A 21,718-nucleotide genomic window follows, 5' to 3' on the forward strand; every position below is an offset into this window, starting at 1 on the left:
GTCGTCGAGCATCGGCGGGTCGGGCGGGCGGGCCGGGCGGGCCGGGCGGCGCCGGTGACGTTCTCGAATCGTCCGCCGGCGTCGTCCGACCTTTGACTTGATGTCAACCAGCAGGTTGTGCGTCACGGACGTTGGTGTTGCTGGACTCCTCCTCCGAATCCGTGGCGCTGGTGGCGTGTCGTGCTGCGATGTATCCGAAGGTCATGGCGGGTCCGATGTTGATGCCTCCGGACGGGTAGTGCCCGCCCATGACGCTGGCCTGGTCGGATCCCACGGCGTAGAGGCCTGCTATCGGGGTGTCGGAATCGTCGAGCACACGCGCGGAGGCGTCGGTGACGATACCGGCGAAGGTCCCGAAGCTTCCGGGCACGACCTTGACGGCGTAGAACGGTCCCTTCTCCAGTGGGGCGAGTGAGGGATTCGGGAACGGGTTGTCCGGGTCCCCGGAGCCGCGGTTGAACATCGTTTCGCCGCGGTGGAATTCGGGGTCCTTTCCGCGTCGGGCATTGTCGTTGAACGATGCGACCGTGGTGTGGAGTTGGGCGGGGTCGATGCCGCATTGCTGTGCCAGCTCGGTGAGGGTGCGGCCGGTCTTGAGGTAACCCGAGCGCAGGTACGGCCAGACCGGGATGGGGCGCGGTTTGGACATTCCCAACGGATACAGGCGCTGGAACCGGTGATCACAGACCAACCACGAGCACACTTGCTGCCCGTCGGGAACGGCGTCGATCATCGCGGTGGTGTAGTCGTGGTAGCCGTCGGCCTCGTTGACGAACCGCTTGCCTGATGCCAATACCCCTATGACACCGGGCTTTCCGCGGTCGAGGATGTGCGGGAAGACGCCTGTCTTGCCGTTGCGGTACGGCACCAGCGAGACCGGACAGTAGGCGACCGGTGAGGCGAGGGTGGTGTCGAGTCGGCCGCCGGCGGATTCGGCGAGCGCGATCCCGTCACCGGTGGTGGTGTCGGGGGCCAGGGTCCAGTGTTCACGCCCGGTCGGGGTGCGCGGAAAGTACTTTTTGCGCATGTCGACGTTGCTCGGGAAGCCACCGGCCGCGAGGATCACTCCCCGGGCGGCGTGGATGGTGACCGTGCCGTCGGGGCCGTCGAGCTGCGCTCCGGTCACCGCCCCGGAGTCGTCGGTGGTCAGCGTGCGCGCCGGCGACGAGACGCGGACGTCGACGCCGAGTTCGTGAGCGGAGGCCAGGAGCCGGCCGATCAGGGCGGTGCCGTTGACCAGTTGCATGCCCTTGCGTGCGGTGGCCAGGTCGATGATGTGCCGGGTGACGCGGCGTGCGGCGTGCCCGAAGGCCTTCGGCGAGCGGGTGGCGTGCAGAAACGCCTGGAGGTCGGGGCCGGCCATGATTCCCATGCCGAGGAATGAGGTTTCGTAGAGTTGCCAGCGCAGCTTCGCCCGAACCGGGGCGGGAATCTGGTAGGCGTCGATGGGCTGGGGTGCCACCGATCGGTGTCCGGTTCCGGCGCCGGGGGTGCCGCCGTGGATGTCGGCGATGGTGGTTCCGGGTACGAACTGCAGCCTGGTCTTGTCGTGGAAGAACCCGACCATGCGCGGCGCTTGCGCCAGGAACGCATCGACCTTGGCGGCGTCGAAGTTCGTCCCGAGCAGGTGTTGCAGGTAGGTGCGCGGCAACTCGATGTCCTCGTCGACGTCGTCGGCGCGGGCGAGGGGGTTGCGCGGCGCCCACATCCATCCGCCCGACCAGGCGGTGGCCCCGCCGCAGACGTCGGCCTTTTCGGCGACGATGACTTTCGCGCCGTGGTAGGCGGCGGTGACGGCGGCAGCGAGGCCACCGGCTCCGGCGCCGATGACGAGCAGATCGCACGAGAGGGTGTCGGTCATCGCCGGCCCTGCCCGGTCCACTTGTACGACCACAACCCTGCTGCAAGCGCCACCAGGGAGGCTGCGGCGAGCAGGATGGCCACCGGGGTCCAGTTTCCGCTGTCGCCGAGCAGGGCGGTGGCGGTCAGCGGCACGAAGCCGCCCACGGCCCCGGCGACGGCGTAGCCGAAGCCTGCGCCGCTGTAGCGGATGCGGGCGTCGAACATGTCGGTGAACCAGGTCTGCTGCACCGAGGCGGAGATGTTGTGTCCGAGGTTGATCAGGATGAAGAACCCGAGAATCATCATCGGCATCGATCCGCTCTCGAGGGCGGAGAAGAACGGGACACCGGCCGCGGCCGCGCACAGCGGGCCGACGATGTAGAACCAGCGGGCACCGAACCGGTCTGCGAGCAGTCCCCACAGCGAGGTGGTCGGCACGGCGAGGACGAGGGCGACCATCGATGCGGTGAGCACGCTGCTCGGCGGGGTGTCGGTGTAGTTCTTGACGTAGACCAGCGAGAACGTGAAGCCGATGTAGAACGTGCTCTGGTCGACCAGGCGCATCCCGATGATGGCGAGGATCTGCTTGGGGCTGGTCTTGAGGGCCTCGAGCAGCGGTGCGGCCTGCTTCTTCTTCGTCTCTTCGAGTTCGGCGAACACCTTCGACTCGGGGACGCCGCTGCGGATCCAGAGCCCGACGAGTGCGAAGAGGATGCTGACCAGGAACGRCAGACGCCAGCCCCAGGTGTCGAACTGCTCCTCGGTGGTGAGGTTGGTGACGATCGAGAACGCCAGGGTGCCCAGGAGTAGGCCGAGGAACGATCCGATCTGTACCCCGCTGGCGAGGAAGTTGCGCTTGTTCTTCGGCGCGTTCTCCACCGCCATCAGGGCCGCTCCGCCCCATTCGCCGCCGACTGCGATGCCTTGCACCGCGCGCAGGCTGACCAGCAGGATCGGGGCCGCGATGCCGATGGCGGCGTAGCTGGGCAGCAGACCGATGGCGGTGCTGGCCAGACCCATGATCAAGATGGTCATCACCAGCATCTTCCGGCGGCCGACCCGGTCACCGAAGTGGCCGAAGATCGCCCCACCGATCGGGCGGAAGACGAAACCGACCGCGAACGAGCCCAGCGAGGCGAGAACACCCACCGTCGGGTCCTCGGAGGGGAAGAACATCGGTCCGAACACCAGGGCGGCGGCGGTCCCGTACAGGAAGAAGTCGTACCAGTCGACGATCGCGCCGACCGTGCTGGCCATCGCCGCCCTGCGGGAGCCGGTCGGTGCCGGTGCGGGCACTTCGCCGTCGACCGGACCGGTACGGCCGGAGGACGAATAAGGTTCCGAGGCTGGAACATTCGAAACAGTCATGGGTGGGGGTTCTTTCCTGGGGTGAAGCCCGAGCCGAAGGGGCGGTTGCGGCGGAGGGGGCGCAGTGCTTGAATGACTACGTAGTAAATTTGTGATTCACAGCATAAGTAGGGCGCAGCTGTCCGTCAACTCCCACCTTGGAAACCGCGTAAAGGACTGTTCATGACACGACCCATCGGGCTGGCCCACCTGTCGGCTCTGCATCTACCCCCTCCCGAGTTGGTCGAAGCTGCGGCCGACTGCGGCTTCACCTCCATCGGCGCGCGGGTGCATCCTGCCACCACGTCGGAGACCCGGTATCCCATGGCCGCGGGCTCCCCGATGTCGGCGCAGACCCTCGCCCGACTCGAGGACACCGGTGTGAGCGTGTTCGATGTCGAGGTGTTCACCCTCGACGGGATGCGCAATCGCGGTGAGTGGATGCCGGTGCTCGAGGCCGGCGCCGCCCTCGGTGCCCGGGTACTCAACGTGATCGGCGGTGACGACGACCGCCATCGCCTGACCGATTCCCTGGCTGCGCTGGTGCGCGATGCCCACGAGTTCGGTATCACCGCCTCGATCGAGCCGATCTCGTATCAGAAGGTCGACACCTTCCACGCCGCCGCCGCCGTGGCCGAACAGACCGGGTGCGGGATCATGCTCGACGTCCTGCACTTCGTCCGCGCCGGGGGCACCGTCGGCGACCTCGCGGCTGCTCCGCCGGGAGCGGTGCAGGTGATCCAGTTGTGCGACGGTCCCGCCGCGGTCCCACACCTGGAGGCGCCGCCGCGGATGCCGCTCGGTCAGGACACCAACGGGTCCGACCGCCAGATCGAATCGCGCGCGAAACGTCAGGTGCCCGGGGACGGCGCGTTTCCCCTGATCGAGATCCTCGCGGCGCTGCCCGACGTCCCGGTCAGCGTGGAAGTTCCCGACGTCGCCTTCGTCGAATCACACGGCATCACAGAACATTTGCACAAACTGATGGTCGCAACACAACAGCTGATCACCACCGCCGACACCGAACGAACGGAAGCGATTCGATGACCGCAGTCGACACCACCGACTCCCTGCACGTCACCACCGCCGACCCCTCGACGTTCTATCCCGGCCGATTCGCCGGACGCGTCATCCTCGTCACCGGCGCTGCCGGTGGCCTCGGATCAGCGGCAGTGGACCGGCTCATCCACGAGGGCGCCTCGGTGGTGTGCACCGACGTCGTCGGGGACGGGGACGGGACGGGCCGCGACATCGCGGCTCTCGACGTGACCGACCGTGCAGCCTGGGACGAGACCCTCGCCCGTGTGTTGGCCACCCATGGCCGCCTCGATGGCGCACTCTTCGCGCACGGCATCCAAGGACCGGAAACCACGATCACGGCCATGCCGTTCGAGGGCTGGTCGAAGACCATGAGTGTCAACCTGGACGGCTGCTTCCACGGCCTCGCCGCACTACTTCCCACGCTGACCGAGCAGGGTTACGGCCGGGTGGCCATCTTGTCCTCGATCTCGGCGCGGGAAGGTAATCCCTTCCAGGCCGCCTACTCCGCATCGAAAGCGGCCGTGGTGTCCCTGGTCAAAACCGCCGCCAAGGAGGTCGCCACACACAACGTCACCGTCAACGCGATCGCACCCTCGATGATGCACACCCGGATGCTCGACGACCTCAGTCCCGAACGCAACGCCGCACTCCTCTCCCGGGTCCCCATGGGCCGGGTCGGCAGCACAGCAGAATTCGCTGCCCTGGCGACCTGGCTGCTCTCGACCGAGGCCAGCTACGTCACCGGACAGACACTGGACCTCAGCGGTGGCCGGAACACCGCCTGACAGTGGGTAACCGTTTCCGGTCGGCCGCCGGCGCCGCGCTCGGCCGGGCCGAACCGGAGGTACGGACGTTGCCGGCGCATACTTCGACGGCGATCCGCGCGAGTGCCGCGGCCGGGAATCCCGGACCGCGGCGCACCCGCCGCCAATCTCCCCCACGCCCGGAACACCAATCCCGGACCGAGGAGGGAGGGGTTGTCCGATGAAACCCACGAGGAAGGCACACCCACCAGCAATCGAGGTGTGTGCGAGGACGACCCGTCGAAGCCGTTCGACGCCGACCACACGGCGCCACGCCCAGGCCTCGGAGCCCGCGGCGACGTCATCCGAACCCGGCCCACCGTTGGGTATGATCCGCACGTGGTAACCAGTGTCGATCTCGCCGCCTACCTGGGACTGAGCCAGTCGACAGTCTCCCGTGTCATGCGAGGAGACCCCGCCGTCGCCGAGCGGACGACCAAACGGGTACTTGCCGCAGCCCGGGAACTCGGTTACGTCCCCAACTCGGCAGCTCGCAGCCTGGTCACCAGACGGGCGCGGGCGATCGGTGTCGTGGTCGCCGACCTGACCTCGCCGTTCTACCCCACCGTCGTCGACGCCATTCAGCACCGGCTCAGCGAACGCGGCTATCGCATGGCCCTCATACGCGACCCGGACGTCCCCGAGGGCGTCGACAGCGTGGACGTCCTCGACCCGGCGACCGTGGACGGGATGATCTTCGTATCCGCTCGCCRCAAATCCCGCACCGTGCGCCGAGTGCTCGAACGAAGCACCCCAGTGGTGCTCCTGAGCCGCGACGATCCCACCCTGTCTCTCGAAGTGGTCCTCTCTGACGACGAAGGTGCCGGCGAGCTGGTGATCGACCACCTGACCGCACTCGGTCACCGCGACATCGCGATCCTGTCGGTACCGCGCGACCGCACCAATGGTGCCGCCCGCGAAGACGGCGCCCGGCACGCACTCCAACGCCGCGGAATCGCCCTACCCGACCACTACATCCGCCGGGCAACCATGACTCACGAGCACGGCGTGGACATGGCGACATCACTGCTGTCGATGGACCACCCACCGTCAGCGATCTACTGCGTCACAGACGAATTGGCGTTCGCAGCATTGGACGCGGCCGCGCGTCTCGGCGTGTCCGTACCCGCCGAACTGTCCGTGATCGGCTTCGATGACTCACCACAAGCGCGATGGGCAATGATCAACCTCACCACCATCCACCAGCCCATCGAGGACATGGCCGCCGAAGCGGTCCAGCTCCTCCTCGCACGACTCGACGACAACACACCGGAACAACCCGGCAAGCGAGTCTTCCCGGTCAGCCTCCAGATCCGAGGCACCACCGGCCCCCGCAACGCGCCGCGTCCACCAGCTAGTGGTGTGTCTCTGATTTAGCTGATCTTTTCGAGTGCGACGCGGCCGCGGGCGACCTTGGCGAGGATGGATTCGGCGGTCGCGGTCCATTCGTAGGGTCGGGGGTTTTCGTTGTGGGCGTCGAGGTATTCCTCGATCGAGGCGATGAGGTGCGGTACGGAGTGAAAGACCCCGCGTCGCAGAGCTTTATCGGTCAGCTCTCGGAACCAACGTTCGACGAGGTTGAGCCATGAGGAGGAGGTGGGAGTGAAGTGCAGGTGGAACCGTGGATGCTTGTCGAGCCAGGCCCGGACCTTCTCGTGTTTGTGGGTGGCGTAGTTGTCCAGGATCAGGTGGATTTCCAGGTCCTTGGGCACCTCACGGTCGATGGTGCGCAGAAATCGCAGGAACTCCTGATGGCGGTGGCGCGGCAGGCACTGGCCGATCACGGTGCCGGTGAGGACGTCGAGCGCGGCGAACAAGGTGGTGGTGCCGTGACGCTTGTAGTCGTGGGTCATCGTCTCGCCGCGGCCCTTGATCATCGGGAGCGAGGCCTGCGTCCGGTCGAGGGCCTGCACCGACGACTTCTCGTCCGCGCACAACACGATCGCCCGCTCGGGCGGGTTCAGATACAGACCGACGACGTCGACGAGCTTGTCCTCGAATCGCGGATCATTCGACAGCTTGAACGTCTCGACCCGGTGCGGCTTGAGTCCACGAGCGGACCACACGCGCTGGACCGTGTCCTTCGAGACTCCGACATACTCGGCCATCGTCCGGCAACTCCAATGAGTCTCGCCTTTCGGGCGGTAGTTCTGCGTCAGGTCCACGATCTCGTCGATCTTCTCCTGCGGGATCGAGGGCTTGCGACCTCGACCCTTGCGCACCTCGCCCAACCGCGCCATGCCATCCTCGGCGAACCGTGTCCGTCAGTTCGCCACCGATCCCGGCGATACCGACAACGCCTGCGCGATAGCCGTGTTGGCCACACCCTCGGACGCCATCAACAGCGCCTTGGCCCGCACCACCTCCCGGTGCGCACCCGTCTGCGACCGCGCCAACGACTCGAGCACAACACGCTGCCCATCGGAAATCTGCAAAGCGGGTACCGGATTCCTCATGCACGGATTCTATCGAATTAATCCATATTTATTTGCGAGACACACCACTAGGTAGCCAGAAGCGGTATAGCCGGGTTTTGGGGTCACGCTTGTGGTGCAGGTCATGGTCGGCGGCTTGGTGTTCCAGCCGCGAGTTGCGCTGTGGCGGTGAGAGTGTCGACTGTTTCGAGACGGCAGCGGACGCTGGTGAGGTAGCGAGCGGCGTCGGCGGATCGACGATACGGTGGTCGTAGGACAAGACAGATAGGCCATCCACCGGACATCGATCTGGAGATCCCCTTCATCGAGAAATTTGCTCTTACGTACCACCTCACCGCCGGGGCGCTCACCCAACGGTTAGGAGCAATCGCTGCCCACCATCACCCGATCCACGCCGACGGTGTCGATGGCCGCCCACACCACGTCCTGCTCCGAAGTCAGTTCCGGCGGCGTCACGATTTCGCTCTGTCGTGGGGGTACTGCTCGGCGATCTCACTTGCCTCCCGGACAAGCCAGGTCAGCCCCACTGCGCCGTCTTCCCCAACCGTCCGCAGATCCGCCCACCGACTCTGCGGGCCACGGACGCACACCAACGCCAACTCGTTCTCGGACAACGCCTGCCACAGCTGCTCCACCGCGGACGACCCCATGCCGTCCATTCAACCGCAGAACATCACGCCGGTGCCGAAGCCCGGGCGCGGGCACGCCGGGACGACAGGTGCCGTATCCAGCATGTCGCGGCTCCGCGTCTGCTGCTGGCACCCATATGGGCCATAGGTCCCCTATGCACACCGCACTGCCGATGGGTGAGTGGCGGAGCGACGACATCGGAACCTGGCCTGGATCTCGCCGCACTGCGTGGATTTCGAGGGCCGTCGGCGAGAGCTGGCGCGAAAGCCATCGCGGACATCACCGCTCGGATCGAGTCACATCTGGCCGGCCACGACGGGTACCTCGCGTTCTCCGGCGGAAAGGATTCGCTCGTCATCCTCGACCGGGCCCGCCGCGTCGAACCGGAGGTGCCGGTGGTGTTCTTCGACTCCGGCCTCGACTACCCCGAAACCTACGACTACCTCACCGAACTCGCCCACACCTGGCGGCTGGACCTGCACTGCATCCCCACCGACCCACCACTGCTGCAGGTGCTCGCCGACTCCGGCCTGTGGAACCACACCGCACTCACCGACGGTGCGGCCGCGGCGATGGTGGATCTGCACGCGGCGCTGATCACTGAACCCGCTCGCCGCGCGCACGCACTGCTCGGGCCGGGTGAGCTGTGGGGTATGCGGGCCGACGAATCCGCCCCCGCCGAATGCTCTACACCCGAGGTGGCCGCCGCAACGGCATCATCGCCCGCGCGGACGGCACCGCCGCGTACGGGCCGATCTGGGACTGGACCACCGAGGACGTCTGGGCACACATCGCCCGACACCGGCTGCCCGTGAACCCGGTCTATGCAAAACTCCGTGAGCTGGGTGTCCCCGAGCAGCAGCACCGCCTCTCCCACCTCATCGACGGTGGCCACCTCGACCGCGGCCGGCTGACCTGGCTTCGCCGCGGGTGGCCCGCCCTCTTCGAGCAACTCGTCGATGTGCTCCCCCGCATCCGACAACTGAGCTAGAAAAAAATGTCGTCGGGGTATGTCGAGAACCCGCGCGCGGCTTCGTCCCCGGAGTGAAACGGCCAGAATGGGCCGCACCGCACCCAGGGAGAACATGATGGCCAAGTACCTGTTGCTCAAGCACTACCGCGGCGCGCCGGCATCGGTCAATGACGTACCGATGGACCAGTGGACGCCGGAGGAAATCTCGGCCCACGTGCAGTACATGAACGACTTCGCCGCCCGACTGGAGGGCACCGGCGAGTTCGTCGACAGTCAGGCACTTTCCGCGGAGGGCATGTTCGTCCGGTACGACGGTGAGGGGCGGCCGCCGGTGACCGATGGCCCGTTCGCGGAGACCAAGGACGTGATCGCCGGCTGGATGGTGATCGACGTCGAGACCCACGAGCGGGCGCTTGAGTTGGCCGGCGAGTTGTCCGCGGCTCCGGGGGCGGGTGGGAAGCCGATCCACGAGTGGCTCGAGGTGCGACCGTTCCTGACCGCCGCACCGAACACTACGGAATGTGGTTTTCACCAGGGGTGATGACATGTCCCCCGCGATCGTCTGATCGCGGTGCCGGGGCCGCTCGAACAAGGCGTGCTGTCTAGTGCGTGGGCAAGATTGGGCTAGAGTTTGGACACTGCGGATGCACAGGATGAGCCGGAGGCGTTTACCCCTTCTCGGCGTTGGTGCCTTCGGTTTTCTGTTTCGCGAGCCGCTCGTCGGTCATCCGCTTCTTCAGCTCCCGGCGGGCGCGTTGCTTCGGGGTCTCCTCCGGTTCGGGTTGGTCGTCGACGGGCCGGAAATGCGCGCGTCCCAACTTGATGTCCGGGTGCACGACCAACTCGGGGCGACCCTTGTCGTCGGTAAACAGTCCCATCTCGTTCCCCTCATTCCTCGGTGATGTCCCGCAGCTGCACGATCATCCGCCGGCCGATACTGCCGTCCGGGCGACGGTATCGCCCCTCACCGGCCGAGACCACATCGAACCGCATCCCGCGCGGCAGCAGGTGCGCAGTGTCGTCGACCGTGTCCGACCGCCCCATATGTCGGTTTCGATCTCGAACACCACGTCCCGCTCCCGACCGTCGGGTCAAGTTCGTGCAGGGCATGGGTGGCCACTGTGTGCCGGTCGAAGTCCAACCGCGATCCCGGCTGCAGCGTCGAGGGCAGGTTGACCGCTTCCTGCGGCACCATGTGCGGGAGCGTGACCGCGCAGTAGAGGATATGTCCTCGGTCGCCCCACCGTTCCGCGGTCTGAATCGCCCGGTCCACCCGCTGGACCTGCGACCGCATCTTCACGTCCAGTTGCTGCGCGTCACCGCGTGCCGTCGACAACGCCTCGCCGACCGTCTTCCACCGGTCCGGGTCGGTAATCAGGTTCTGCACGGCGGTGTAACCGACTGCCGGCAACCGCGACTGCGCCTGGTGCTTGTTCACCGAGCGCACCTTGCGCTGACGTGAACTCGGCGGCTGACGAATCGAATCCGGGATCGGCAGCTCGCGGCGTTTACGTTCGGAGACCTCGGGCACTGTCGCTCGGGGGAAGGCCCGCTCCAGGTCTTTCCGAGCACGGGTGAATTCGGCGTCCTCAACCATCCGGTCCAGCTCCCGCGCCGAGTCACGCTCCTGTGCGCGGTCTTTGTACGTGTCGGCGGAACGATAGCCGGCGGGCTTCGATGCGAGCGTGGTGCTGGTGCCGGGCTCCGGATCCAACCGACTCGCCGGTGCATCCGGGCTCACGTTGTACGCCACCAGATCCCCTCCCGCTGCGTCGAATACCCCCCAGATATGATGAAGCGTGGCAGGCAATAATGTCCCAATTGACGACCTGCCACGCTCGAACCCGACCGCAGCGTGGGTCTACCCGGGAGAAGCATTCCGGTGACCAAACCAGCAACTCGCTCCCACGCGTGCTGTCGGCGTTGCCGCCGACGGTACGAGCATACCGAAACACGCAGAGGTGGAACCCGATCCGCTCGCACTTAGGGGTTTCGTCGTTCGGGGTGTTGACCTGCGATCACGGCACGTCCCCTCGCGGACTGGGTGAGCTGAAGACACCGTACCGCCAGTCTTCTCGGACGAAGGCCTCCGTGTCACGATTCTGAGTCGTTAGCGACCGCACCGCAGCAGACCTCGAACGCGAACTCGCCATGCTCGTCTACGTGCGGGACCGCCTCCGGGCGTCGGAGGGCGAACACTTCCGAATCCCGACCACGAGCGCCGACGTGGTACTCGATGCGCTCAACAGCATCGAACGGTCTCCGTCGGATCCGACATTATTCCGCCCGGAAAGAGCACGAATGACCACAGGTTCCCGGTTCCGAGGAGGTGGTCACGGGCCTGCACCAAGGCAAATTCCGCTGGTTGCCAGCGGGGAGAATAGCCTTGTACCAGAGTCCTCTGAAGTAAAGAGCCCAGTAGCTGCCGGTCCTCGCGTCCGTGAGCAACTCAGGGCTTGCTTCACCGTCAACGAATTCCTCGACATCGGCAGCTGTCTGCCCACCGGTGTCGCTGGGCTACGCCGACCGGGACCCGTTCCCGCGTTCCGCCCGCCATACCGTTGGACTGGATCCGAACTCGTTTCGAAACCATCGCGAGAACGCGGAGAGCTCGGAAAATCCAAGCAGTCCAGCGATATCCGTTAGGGAGCGTGTCTGCTGGGTGACGTATCTCTGGGCCAGCTCCGCTCGGATGCTATTCACCATCTCCGAGAATGAGGTGTTCGACCGGGCAAGAAGCCGATATACCGTGACGCGGTTGACTCCCAGGGTCTTCGCGACATGCTGCAGTGAACACCGGCCGGTCGGGAGAGTGGTCTCGATCAATTCACGGATGCGATCGAGGTCATCGACGGGGCGCGGGCTGGCGATGGTGTCGATATATTCCTTCGCGAACGATTGAAACAACGTGTCAAACAGTTTGTTCGGGAAGTCTAGGTCGCTCGCAGGAAATACGAAACCATTGAAATTGTCGCCAAATCGGACCGACTTCCCCAAGGTCTTGGGGTGACGTGTCCGGGTGGCCGGCGCGTCGTGGGTGAAGCAGATATATGCCGGATTCCACTGGTTTCCGACAACGAACTTGATTAGACGGATAAGCGCCCCCACGGTCATCTCAGAAAAATGTGTGGAGTTGACGTCGGGACTTAGGTTGAAGTCAATCCTAACCTTCGCGAGGTCGTCCGCTTCGGAGATCCGGAGGCTGATGGCCTCGCTGCGAATGTGCTGATATTGGCCGAGCAACATCAGTACGCCGCGAAGATCCGCCTCGCCCTGCGCAGCGACACTGATCGGGCCTAGGTTGGTCACCTTCCGGCTGTCAGCCAGGCGAATTCCGAAGTCCTCGAGACCTGTTGCCACCGCAGACCGCTCGAGGAGTTGAGCGGCGGCGTCGATGGCGATCCACTGGTTTGGCACGGCCAGGTCAGCTGCCTGCAGTCCCACCGACCTCAGTAAGGGAAGTGGGTCAACTTTCCGAGACCGAACGAGATCCAGGTAGCCGGTCAGAGCGGCATTGCGGACGAGCATGGTCATCGCGGCGTCTTTCCGATTCTCGTCGAACGGCGGTGGGCTTTCTCCTTCAGTCGTGACGACCGAGCAGGGGTTCCCTATTGCGGCACGAGAGGGGGAGGTGCCTCCTGCCTGGGTTTATACCACTTGGTAAGGCCAGGTACTGGCAGTCGAGGGTACCTCGCAGCTGCGATCGTCGGTAGCGCCGAGCCCCGGACGGCCGGTGACCGAAATCGCCCGCTGCCAGCGAGTGCGGCCGGATCCACCGACCGGGGACGCTCCGCCTGTTCCTTCGGCCGATCGGCTTCAACAGATACGCCGAGGGGCGCGGATCCACCAGGCGATCGGTCAGCGGCCCCGAGTTGTGCGCGAGGGATAACCGCAACCTCCGGCAGGCGGGCCGGGTCCACCTGACCAGGGATCCGCGGATGTCGCGGCGAAGGCACTCCGGGAGGTCGGTGTCCTGAGCGTTCAGGTCCGGGCTTGGCTCCGAGCCTGCCGGCGAGGCCGCACCGCCGGATCCGCCGGCCTCCCGAGCCGACCGTTCGTCGCGGCTTCGTGTCCGGGCACCAGTAATAGCGCGTCAAGAGAGATGCAACGTGAGGTCAAATTCTTTTCACGCCCGAGCGATACAGTTTCGACACCTGAAGGTGCGAATCCAGTCATTTAATGGTCCGCATTAGAAGAGCATTCAGCGATCGGCCCCTGGAATTGCAGGCCGAGCTGAACGAGTAACCCTTCCGCGTGAAAGAAAAGGAGCGACACCCATGGGCACCGCCGTTACATTCGAGGAACCAGCGCAGGCCGAGAATTCACGGATCAGAACGAAGCAGTTGACCCGTCACATCGGCGCCGAACTGTTCGACGTGCAGATTCCCGATATCACTCGCGACGCCACACTCTTCGCAGAATTGAAGACGCTCCTCCTGAAGCACAAAGTGTTGTTCCTCCGAGATCAGGACATCACGCGTACTCAACACGTCGAGTTCGCGAAGAAGTTCGGTTCGCTCGAAGAGGGCCACCCCAACACCGATGATGATTCGGGCGTAGTGCTCCTGTACAAGGACAATTCGAGCGAGGGGCACTACGAGAACTCTTTCCACAGCGACACCAGTTGGCGCGAGTGTCCATCCATGGGCTCCGTTCTGCGTTGTGTGGAAACGCCGGAGGTCGGTGGCGATACCATCTGGGTCAACATGGTCGAGGCGTATCGGGAGCTTCCGGACCATGTCAAGAAGGACGTGCGGTTCCTGCGTGCCCGGCACGGCTTTGAGGCAGTTTTCGGTGCTTCCAAGCCGCTGGAAGTGCGGCACGAGCTGAAGGAGCGTTTCCCTGATGCCGAGCACCCGGTTGTGCGCACGCATCCTGAGACGGGTGAAGAGATCCTCTATGTGAATGTGTTCTCCACGCACTTCACGAACTTCCACACGCCGAGCAGGGTGCGTTACGGTGCCGATTACTCGCCGAGCGCAAGTAATTTGCTCGACTACCTGAAAAGCCGGGCATTGATCCCTGAATACCAGGTCCGTTGGACGTGGACGAAGAACAGCGTCGCCATCTGGGACAACCGATCCACGCAGCATTACGCGGTGCAGGACTACTGGCCGGCGGTCCGGAAAATGGAGCGCGCGACGATCGCAGGAGATCGGACCTTCTAGGTCTCCCGTTCCCGCGTGTTGCCCGGAAGTTCCCGGCCGCGCAGAACAACGCGACCACACCGGCCTGATGACAGGTGACCTGCCGGAGAACCCCGTGCCACCCAACTTCCGCGGCCGTGCGCGACAGCAATTGCCGACCGACCTCAGGACCCCCAAATGACCGGCACTCCCCACGCGTCCGACCTTCGTCCACCCGTTCCGCGGCCGAACTCTCGCGGGGCGTTCCTCACCGCGCAGGTGCAGAGTTATCGACGACATCGACCTCGCACGCAGCAGACCGCCGCAGCGGCGGCGGCTCGCCGGACCTACCCGCATCACGAGGCGGCGGAGATCATCCGGTTCGCCGAGGTGTGGGCGCCCTACGGCGGCCCGCCCGGCGACGAAGTGTTCGTCCGCTTCGGCATTACCACCGCCCAGTTCCGGGCGCGACTGCGCGACGTGCTCCGGAAGTGTTCCGATCCGGACACCACTCGCTGGCGCACTGCCGCGTATCGCGTTGCGTGAATGTCCGCTTGACCAGCGGGCGACCGAGTACGACGAACTCCCCCCTCGGCGCGCTCGCGCCGAGGTGTTCGGGTCCGCACCACCGGACCGCATCACACAATTTCAGCCATCACACAATTTCAGCTCTGATAGGAAAACGATGAGTAGATTCGACGTCACCAAGACGAACATTGCGGTCGGGCAGTTGATCGAGCAGACCGTCAACCCGCGGCACCGGTACCTGCTGCATGCTTACAACCGGCACCGCAACCTGGAGATTGCCGGCCGCTGGGAGGAGATCTTCGCACCCGACATGATGGTCGACAAGCCCGTCTACAACTTCAACACGTTCGGTCGCATGGTCAAGCTCGAGGGTGCCGACGCGATCAAGAGTGTCTACAGCGAATGGGCTGGAACCGGGCAGTGCATCTTTTACGTCGAGGACGAGAAGATCGCTGTCGGCGACAACCTGATCTGCACCGACTTCGTGCTCTACCAGCAGACGCCCGGAACGGCGCTGGCCGCTGACGGCATCGACGTCGACCCGCAGGCGACCTATCTGATGAAGAACCGGCAGTACATGAACTGGCCCTACGACGACGAGGGCCGCCTCATCGGTGAGGATGTGTGGGAGGTCGACGAATCCACACGGGAGTACATCCGACTCGACCCCTCCGAGGTGCTCACCTGTGCACAGGCGGCGCCCCTGCTCGAACCGCTGATCAAGCCGCTGCCGGTGCGTCCCTTCTAGGGAATTCCCCACTGTCCGCCGAAGACGGCAGCGGCACTGGGGGTTCCGCCCTGCAGATGCCCGGGTAGGTGGTCAGCTTCGGTGAACCACCGCCTGGGCTTTCCGATTCTTCGCCGGTGATCCCGGCGACGGCGCCGTTCCCGGCCAGCGCCCGCGAAGGCTTCCGGCACCTTCGGGCGCCCCAGGGCCATCCACGCCCGATTCGACAACGGCCACGGCCGCAATACCCACCGAGAGAGTTGCCACATGCTCAATCTGTCCATGCTCCTAGAGGATTCCGCTCGTCGGTATCCGGACCGCGACGCCCTGATCCACGACGAGCAGCGGTTCACCTACGCCCAGCTCAACGCCGTCTCCAACCAGGTAGCCAACCTTCTCGTGTCGCGCGGGATCCGGCCCGGCGACAAGGTGGCGCTGTCCCTCCCGAACGTGCCGTGGTTTCCGGCGCTCTACTACGGGATCCTCAAGGCCGGCGCGGTGGTGGTGCCGCTGAACATCCTGCTCAAGGGCCGCGAAATCGCTTACCACCTGGCCGACTCGCAGGCCAAGGCCCACTTCTGCCACGAGAGCACGCCGGACCTGCCGATCGCCGAGTTTGCCCGCGAGGGCTTCGCCGACACCCCGAGCTGCGAACACCTTTTCGTGATCAGCGCGGACCAGGTGGCCCCAGGGGAGGGCGTCACGGCTCTGCCGCACGCACTCGAAAACCAGTCCAGCGAGTTCGAGAGCGCGGTCCGCGAGGCCACCGACACTGCCGTGATCCTCTACACCAGTGGCACCACCGGGCAGCCCAAGGGAGCCGAGCTGTCACATTCGAACATGGTGATGAATGCGCAAACCTCCAACCGCCTGTTCGACTCGAGACCGAGCCAACAGGACACGCACCTGACGGCGCTACCGCTTTTCCACACCTTCGGCCAGACCGTGAACATGAACTCGGCCTTCTCGGTGGCCGCGACATTGATCCTGCTGCCGCGATTTGATGCAAAATCCGCCCTGAAGATCATGAACGAGCAGAACGTGACGGTCTTCGCGGGGGTGCCCACCATGTACTGGGGTCTGCTCGACGCCCTCGCCGCCGGAGTCGACGGAGTGGACGTGACACGGATCGCGGCGAACCTGCGTAAGGCGATCTCGGGTGGATCGGCGCTGCCGGTAGAGATCCACAAGCAATTCCGGCAGCGATTCGGCGTCCAGATCCTCGAGGGCTACGGGCTCTCGGAAACATCGCCGCTGGCGGTGTTCAGCGACGCCGAGAGCGATACCCGGCCGGGGTCGATCGGCACGCCCGTCTGGGGTGTGCAGGTCCAGTTGGTCGATGCCCAGTGGAAGCCTGTGACCTCGCCCAATGAGGTAGGTGAGATCGCGATCCGGGGCCACAACGTGATGACGGGCTACTACAACCGGCCCGCGGCCACCGTCGAGGTGATGCGCGAGGGCTGGTTCCGCAGCGGGGACCTCGCCCGCCGCGACGAGGACGGCTTCTACTACATCGTCGACCGGGCCAAGGACATGATCGTGCGCGGCGGTTTCAACGTGTACCCCCGGGAAATCGAGGAGGTACTCATGGCCCACCAGGCGGTCTCGCTGGCGGCAGTGGTCGGGGTACCTCACGAAAGCCACGGCGAGGAGGTCAAGGCCTTCGTCATCCTCGACAAGGATGCGGACATTTCCGAAGGCCAGCTGATCGAGTGGACCAAGACGCAGATGGCCGCCTACAAGTACCCACGGATGGTCGAGTTCGTCACGTCATTGCCGATGACCGCCACCGGAAAGATCCTCAAACGCAGCCTCGCCTAGGTTGCCTCACGCATCCGGCCGCGCCGGCAACCGGGGGCCGCAACGCGACTCCCATGACACTTACTGGCCCCATCGGGCACTACTGCATGGAGAAACAATGCTCGACAAGCTGCACATCGTGGTGGGAGAGGTCCGGTCACCGGTCCTGACCAACAGCCCCTCCGGATCCGACGAGGCCGTGGTGTTCGTGCACGGAAATCCCGGCTCCGGCGACGACTGGGTCCCGTTGTTGGAGAAGGTTGCCGCCTTCGCCCGGGTGATCGCCCCCGACATGCCCGGTTTCGGCGACACGGAACGGCGCACGAATCAAGACTTCACGGTGCCGTCGCAGGCAGAACACCTTGAGGGAATCATCAACCAGCTCGGTGTCACGCGCGCGCATCTGGTCCTCCACGATTTCGGGGGGCCGTGGGGGCTGGCCTGGGCTGCCGCGCATCCCCAGCACGTCGCGAGCGTCACGCTCATCGACACCGGCATCAACAGGAACTCGCACTGGCACGGATTCGCTCGCCTGTGGCGAACCCGGTTCGTCGGCGAACTGGTGCAACTGATGATGAGCCGCCGGGTCACCCGGGCGATCATCGGACGCAAGAATCCCGCATTGCCCGAGAACTGGCTGAACCAGATCGTGGACCACGCCGCGCCCTGGGGTACCAAACGGGCGGTGCTCCAGATGTACAGGTCCCTGGACCTCGCCGTGCTCGAAGGAAGTTTGACCGGCCCGCTCCGGGATCTGGAGGTTCCGTCGCTCGTGGTGTGGGGCGCGGACGATCCCTTCATTCCCGTCGAGTTCGCCCAGCGGCAGTTGGCGAGCTTTCCCGGCGCGCGGGTCGACATCGTGCCGGGAACCGGACACTGGCCCTGGCTCGATGCGCCCGACAAGGTCACCGACATCGTGCTGCCGTTCCTCCGTGCCCAGTTCGACGATGCCCCCTCCGACGCGGCTGGTATCTCCGGTCGCGACGTGCCCACGACCACGGTCGGTCATTAAATTAGGAGCACCACATGGAACTGCGTGCCATCTCCGTCGACGACCCGGCCGCCACACCCCGCGTCGGCCCCAGCACCCGGTCGAGTAGGTATCCGTGGATCGTCTTCGCCCTCACCTTCGGGCTCCTGCTCTCGGACTACATGTCCCGGCAGGTTCTCAGCGCCATCTTCCCCTTCCTGAAAACTGAATGGGCGCTGTCTGATTCCCAGCTCGCCTCGCTCTCGAGCATCGTCGCGCTCATGGTCGGCCTGCTCACCCTGCCGCTGTCGCTGCTGGCGGACCGGTGGGGCCGGGTCAAAAGCCTGGTCCTCATGGCCGTGCTCTGGAGCGCAGCCACCCTGTTGTGCGCAGTGGCCGGCAGCTACGAACAAATGCTCGGTGCCCGGTTCCTCGTCGGAGTCGGCGAGGCCGCCTATACCAGCGTCGGTATCGCGGTCGTGCTCAGCGTCTTCGCCCCCCGACTGCACGCCACCCTCAGCGGAGCCTTCATGGCCGGCGGATCATTCGGGTCGGTGATCGGTGTCGCCCTCGGCGGCGTCATCGCCGTCCACGTAAGTTGGCGCTGGTCGTTCGCGGCCATGGCGATCTTCGGTTTGATCCTGGTCGCGCTGTACCGAGCCCTGATCACCGAACGTAAACTTGCCCAGCACGCCGCCGACGACCTGCCCGCGGTCACAGCTGCTGCAACACAGGCGGGGTACCGCGCCCCGGTGTCGACCCTGTTCACCAACCCGGCGGTCCTGTGCGCCTATATCGGCGGCGGACTGCATCTGTTCACCGCCGGAGTGCTGCTGTCCTGGCTCCCCAGCTTCTTCAACCGCTACTACGACCTTGCCCCGGCCGAGGCCGGCGCGATGGCGGCAGTCTTCGTGTTGCTCGTCGGCAGCGGAATGGTGATCTGCGGCATCATCACCGACCGTGTCGGCCGCACCGACACCAGCCGCAAGTGGACCGCAGCGATCGCCTTCTGCCTGATCTCGCTCGTGTTCCTGACGGTAGGATTTAGCGTCGGTACCGGGACTGCGCAAATGGTCCTGATCGCAATCGGTGCCTTCTTCTCCGGCGGGGCGTCCGGCCCATCCGCGGCCATGGTAGCCAATCTCACGCACTCCTCTGTCCGAGCCTCCGCCATGGGTACCCTCGCCGTTGCCTACAACCTGCTGGGAATGGCGCTGGGCCCCTTCACCGTCGGTGTCCTCGCCGACCACCTAGGGCTGCTTCGGGCCCTGCAACTCTCACCCCTGGTCTACCTCGGTGCAATCGCCGCACTGATCGCCGGCAAGCGGCTCTACCCGGCCGGGATGCGAAAGCTCGCCGCACTGAGCACGGACACACCACACCCGTGAATCCCCCGACCCACGCGGGGGCCGGTCCTCACCCTCACTCCGCCGCGCGGGCAGCCGGGCGACCGCATCTGGCTCCCTCCTTATCCACCTCCTCGCTCATGCCGGGCCGCTTGGCTTGGCCAGCGATCGACCGTGCTCAGCCTGGACCCGCTGCCGTCGGGAGGCGTCGTTGACCGGCCACGTGTGCGACCCGGGCTTTCGCGCCTCGCCCGCCAGCTGCTTGACGGGGCTCGCGGACGCGGCCTCCTTGAGCTTCGCGCCGAGGCGGCCCCGCAGGTGCAGCCGCATCGCGGTGTCGTCCCGGTGGGCGACCTGGAAGACGCCGTCCCCACGCCCCAGGCTGACACACATGGCGGCGATCCCCTTGCCGAAGTCTGCGGGCCGCTCCCCTGCTATCCGGCTGAGCACCGTGTCAGCGGCATGCGCGCCGAGGGGCAGCGCAGCTTGGCAGCTCATCCGCATCGGCAGGTTCGACGGGGCCGCGGCATCGCCAGTCGCGACGATGCGTTCGTCGTCCACGCTGGTCAGCGTCTCGTCGGTGAGGAGACGGCCCACGGCGTCGGTGCTCAGCCCGCTGCGACCGGCCAGGTCCGGAACGCCGAAGCCGGCGGTCCAGATTGTCACCGTGCTCGGCAGCTCACGGCCGCCGCTGAGCTCCACGGCGTCGCGTGTCACCGTGGTGACCTTCGCGCCAGGGCCATCGAGCACGGTCACACCGAGATTGGACAACCCCTTGGCCACCGAGCGTCGGCCCCGTGGGTGCAGGTACGGGCCGAGCCGGTCGCCGCAGACCAGAGTCACGGTCCGCCCAAGCTCCGCGAGCTCGGCCGCCGTCTCGATGCCGAGCGGACCGCCACCGACCACCGTCACCGGCGCCGCTACGGGGGCGTCATCGAGGACGGACCGAAGCCGCTGCGCCTCCTCCAGGCCGGCGGTCGGATAAGCGAACTCGGTCGCTCCGGGTACGCCCCGGTCGGCGCTGCCACTGCCCACGGCGTAGATCAGGTAGTCGTATCCGACGGTCCCGCCGGACTCCAACATCACACCGCGCTCGGCAGCGTCGATCCTCGTCACGCTGTCCACCAACAGCCGGATACCGTCGGCCAGCACGTCGGAGTAGTCAACCACCGCATCGTCGGACCCGCCCACCAGCTGGTGCAGGCGGACCCGCTCGACGAAACACGGACGCGGGTTGATCAGCGTCACCGCCACATCGTCGCGCTGGGTCAGGCGATTCGCCGCCATCACGCCGGCGTACCCGCCACCAACCACGACCACATCGATCTTCCCGGGGCGCACACTGCTCGCATTCATGATGTCTCCTTGAGATTGGCGTCGCACATAAGACGCCGCCCGCCCCACCCTTGTGACAACACGTGACCCACACCCCTTCCCTGACACAACGGTCAGATCAGCGCAGGGACCCTGAGTGACGTTGAGGACCCCTGAGTGAGCTGCACGGGTCGCCGCTGCCCCCTTGTATGGGCCCGTGCTGATCATGGACCGACACTCGAGCCCGGCCATCCCGCCCACCACCGTCATGTTTACAAAAACTCGATTGCGGAAAAGCGCACCCGAGGAGGTGCACACCATGACCACCGAACAGTGCGTCAGCGATACCGACAGCACAGGCCAGGCCGCCATGCCGATCCATACACAGACGCTCCACGACCTGGTCGCGGCGATGTGGTCCGTCGACACCAGCGACGGACCACTCGACCTCGACGCGGTAGCACGGATCCGGCAACACCAGTTCGACGACTGGATCCTCGCCGCCGCCCGCTCCGGCTTCCTTACCGCACGCGAGATCGACACGCTCGTGCAGTCCTGGCACGCCGACCCCCGGTCGCTGTTCGACGCCCTCCTCGCCAACTCCGACGACCTCACCCGGAGGCGCTACCAAGCGATCTGGAACTCACCGGGCACCCTCGACGCAGTCGAGTACGCCTGACGCATCCCCCGCAGACACCACGGATCCAGCCTCGCTGTCGGTTCGCGCGCGTCGGATAAGAAGACCTTCTCGTCTGCCTCGGAGAACACCGCTCCCACGTAGGTGCGGATCCGGAACACCGGCCGCGCCGGACCATCCTGTTGTCAGGTCGAAGGGG

General features: G+C 65.6%; 18 protein-coding genes and 2 pseudogenes. 12 read left to right on the top strand and 8 right to left on the bottom strand.

Translation table 11 applies throughout. The annotated features are described in order from the left end of the window. Positions 1-103: 103 nt before the first annotated feature. Positions 104-1,861 carry an FAD-dependent oxidoreductase gene (locus AC1D1G_RS06855; protein WP_477951562.1) on the bottom strand — a complete coding sequence of 586 codons (1,758 nt, stop codon included), beginning with the start codon at positions 1,859-1,861 and terminating at the stop codon, positions 104-106. Beyond that, positions 1,858-3,138 (bottom strand): MFS transporter, encoded by a 1,281-nt coding sequence (locus AC1D1G_RS06860; protein WP_477951563.1) that lies wholly within the window; start codon positions 3,136-3,138, stop codon positions 1,858-1,860. The genes AC1D1G_RS06855 and AC1D1G_RS06860 overlap by 4 nt, the downstream gene beginning before the upstream one ends. A 234-nt stretch (positions 3,139-3,372) precedes the next feature. On the opposite strand from AC1D1G_RS06860, the gene AC1D1G_RS06865 reads away from it, so the two are divergent. The 3 genes from AC1D1G_RS06865 (at position 3,373) to AC1D1G_RS06875 (ending at position 6,410) form a co-directional block, all read left to right on the top strand. Then, on the top strand, positions 3,373-4,236 hold the full coding sequence (locus AC1D1G_RS06865; protein WP_477951564.1) for a sugar phosphate isomerase/epimerase family protein: 864 nt from the start codon (positions 3,373-3,375) through the stop codon (positions 4,234-4,236). Then, positions 4,233-5,015 (top strand): SDR family NAD(P)-dependent oxidoreductase, encoded by a 783-nt coding sequence (locus tag AC1D1G_RS06870; RefSeq protein WP_164065656.1) that lies wholly within the window; start codon positions 4,233-4,235, stop codon positions 5,013-5,015. The genes AC1D1G_RS06865 and AC1D1G_RS06870 overlap by 4 nt, the downstream gene beginning before the upstream one ends. Positions 5,016-5,207: 192 nt before the next feature. Continuing rightward, entirely contained in the window at positions 5,208-6,410 is a 1,203-nt protein-coding gene (locus AC1D1G_RS06875; protein ID WP_477951565.1) for a LacI family DNA-binding transcriptional regulator, read from the top strand. Here AC1D1G_RS06875 and AC1D1G_RS06880 read toward each other — a convergent pair. Beyond that, a pseudogene (locus tag AC1D1G_RS06880) lies at positions 6,407-7,489 on the bottom strand (IS630 family transposase). The gene AC1D1G_RS06875 and the pseudogene AC1D1G_RS06880 sit on opposite strands and share 4 nt — an antisense overlap. A 431-nt stretch (positions 7,490-7,920) precedes the next feature. After that, the gene (locus AC1D1G_RS06885) at positions 7,921-8,118 is read right to left on the bottom strand and encodes a hypothetical protein (protein ID WP_095869800.1); all 198 of its coding nucleotides are present in this window, start codon (positions 8,116-8,118) and stop codon (positions 7,921-7,923) included. Between the two features lie 204 nt (positions 8,119-8,322). Between AC1D1G_RS06885 and AC1D1G_RS06890 the strand changes: the two are divergent. Next, positions 8,323-9,089, top strand: a pseudogene (locus AC1D1G_RS06890) (phosphoadenosine phosphosulfate reductase domain-containing protein). Positions 9,090-9,186: 97 nt separating this feature from the next. Beyond that, positions 9,187-9,612: a YciI family protein gene (locus AC1D1G_RS06895; RefSeq protein WP_477951566.1), complete on the top strand. Its 426-nt coding sequence runs from the start codon at positions 9,187-9,189 to the stop codon at positions 9,610-9,612. Positions 9,613-9,739: 127 nt separating this feature from the next. Here the strand turns inward: AC1D1G_RS06895 and AC1D1G_RS06900 are convergent, their stop codons facing one another. The 3 genes from AC1D1G_RS06900 to AC1D1G_RS06910 all read right to left on the bottom strand — a co-directional run bounded on the left by AC1D1G_RS06900 (position 9,740) and on the right by AC1D1G_RS06910 (position 12,605). Beyond that, on the bottom strand, positions 9,740-9,949 hold the full coding sequence (locus tag AC1D1G_RS06900; protein ID WP_477951567.1) for a hypothetical protein: 210 nt from the start codon (positions 9,947-9,949) through the stop codon (positions 9,740-9,742). An 86-nt stretch (positions 9,950-10,035) separates the two neighbouring features. Continuing rightward, complete coding sequence (locus tag AC1D1G_RS06905; RefSeq protein ID WP_477951568.1) at positions 10,036-10,824, bottom strand: hypothetical protein; 789 nt, start codon at positions 10,822-10,824, stop codon at positions 10,036-10,038. A 764-nt stretch (positions 10,825-11,588) separates the two neighbouring features. Next, on the bottom strand, positions 11,589-12,605 hold the full coding sequence (locus AC1D1G_RS06910; protein WP_477951569.1) for an AraC family transcriptional regulator: 1,017 nt from the start codon (positions 12,603-12,605) through the stop codon (positions 11,589-11,591). A gap of 743 nt (positions 12,606-13,348) precedes the next feature. Here AC1D1G_RS06910 and AC1D1G_RS06915 point away from each other — a divergent pair. The 6 genes from AC1D1G_RS06915 (at position 13,349) to AC1D1G_RS06940 (ending at position 19,610) form a co-directional block, all read left to right on the top strand. Then, positions 13,349-14,239 (top strand): TauD/TfdA dioxygenase family protein, encoded by an 891-nt coding sequence (locus AC1D1G_RS06915; RefSeq protein WP_477951570.1) that lies wholly within the window; start codon positions 13,349-13,351, stop codon positions 14,237-14,239. Between the two features lie 156 nt (positions 14,240-14,395). Next, on the top strand, positions 14,396-14,743 hold the full coding sequence (locus AC1D1G_RS06920; protein ID WP_477951571.1) for a hypothetical protein: 348 nt from the start codon (positions 14,396-14,398) through the stop codon (positions 14,741-14,743). Positions 14,744-14,882: 139 nt separating this feature from the next. Then, a complete protein-coding gene (locus tag AC1D1G_RS06925) occupies positions 14,883-15,473 on the top strand; it encodes a hypothetical protein (RefSeq protein WP_095869795.1) in 591 nt (196 codons plus the stop codon). A 246-nt stretch (positions 15,474-15,719) separates the two neighbouring features. After that, positions 15,720-17,273 (top strand): long-chain-fatty-acid--CoA ligase, encoded by a 1,554-nt coding sequence (locus AC1D1G_RS06930; RefSeq protein WP_477951572.1) that lies wholly within the window; start codon positions 15,720-15,722, stop codon positions 17,271-17,273. A gap of 97 nt (positions 17,274-17,370) precedes the next feature. Further along, the gene (locus AC1D1G_RS06935) at positions 17,371-18,264 is read left to right on the top strand and encodes an alpha/beta fold hydrolase (protein ID WP_477951573.1); all 894 of its coding nucleotides are present in this window, start codon (positions 17,371-17,373) and stop codon (positions 18,262-18,264) included. 14 nt (positions 18,265-18,278) lie between these two features. Next, positions 18,279-19,610, top strand: a complete 1,332-nt coding sequence (locus AC1D1G_RS06940; RefSeq protein ID WP_477951574.1) for an MFS transporter — start codon at positions 18,279-18,281, stop codon at positions 19,608-19,610. A 96-nt stretch (positions 19,611-19,706) separates the two neighbouring features. Here the strand turns inward: AC1D1G_RS06940 and AC1D1G_RS06945 are convergent, their stop codons facing one another. After that, positions 19,707-20,924 (bottom strand): NAD(P)/FAD-dependent oxidoreductase, encoded by a 1,218-nt coding sequence (locus AC1D1G_RS06945; RefSeq protein WP_477951575.1) that lies wholly within the window; start codon positions 20,922-20,924, stop codon positions 19,707-19,709. A 277-nt stretch (positions 20,925-21,201) separates the two neighbouring features. Between AC1D1G_RS06945 and AC1D1G_RS06950 the strand changes: the two genes are divergently transcribed. Then, positions 21,202-21,561, top strand: coding sequence for a hypothetical protein (locus tag AC1D1G_RS06950; RefSeq protein ID WP_477951576.1), 360 nt, complete (start codon positions 21,202-21,204; stop codon positions 21,559-21,561). The last annotated feature ends 157 nt before the right edge of the window (positions 21,562-21,718 follow it).

This window comes from Rhodococcus sp. P3_B8 (assembly GCF_056402775.1).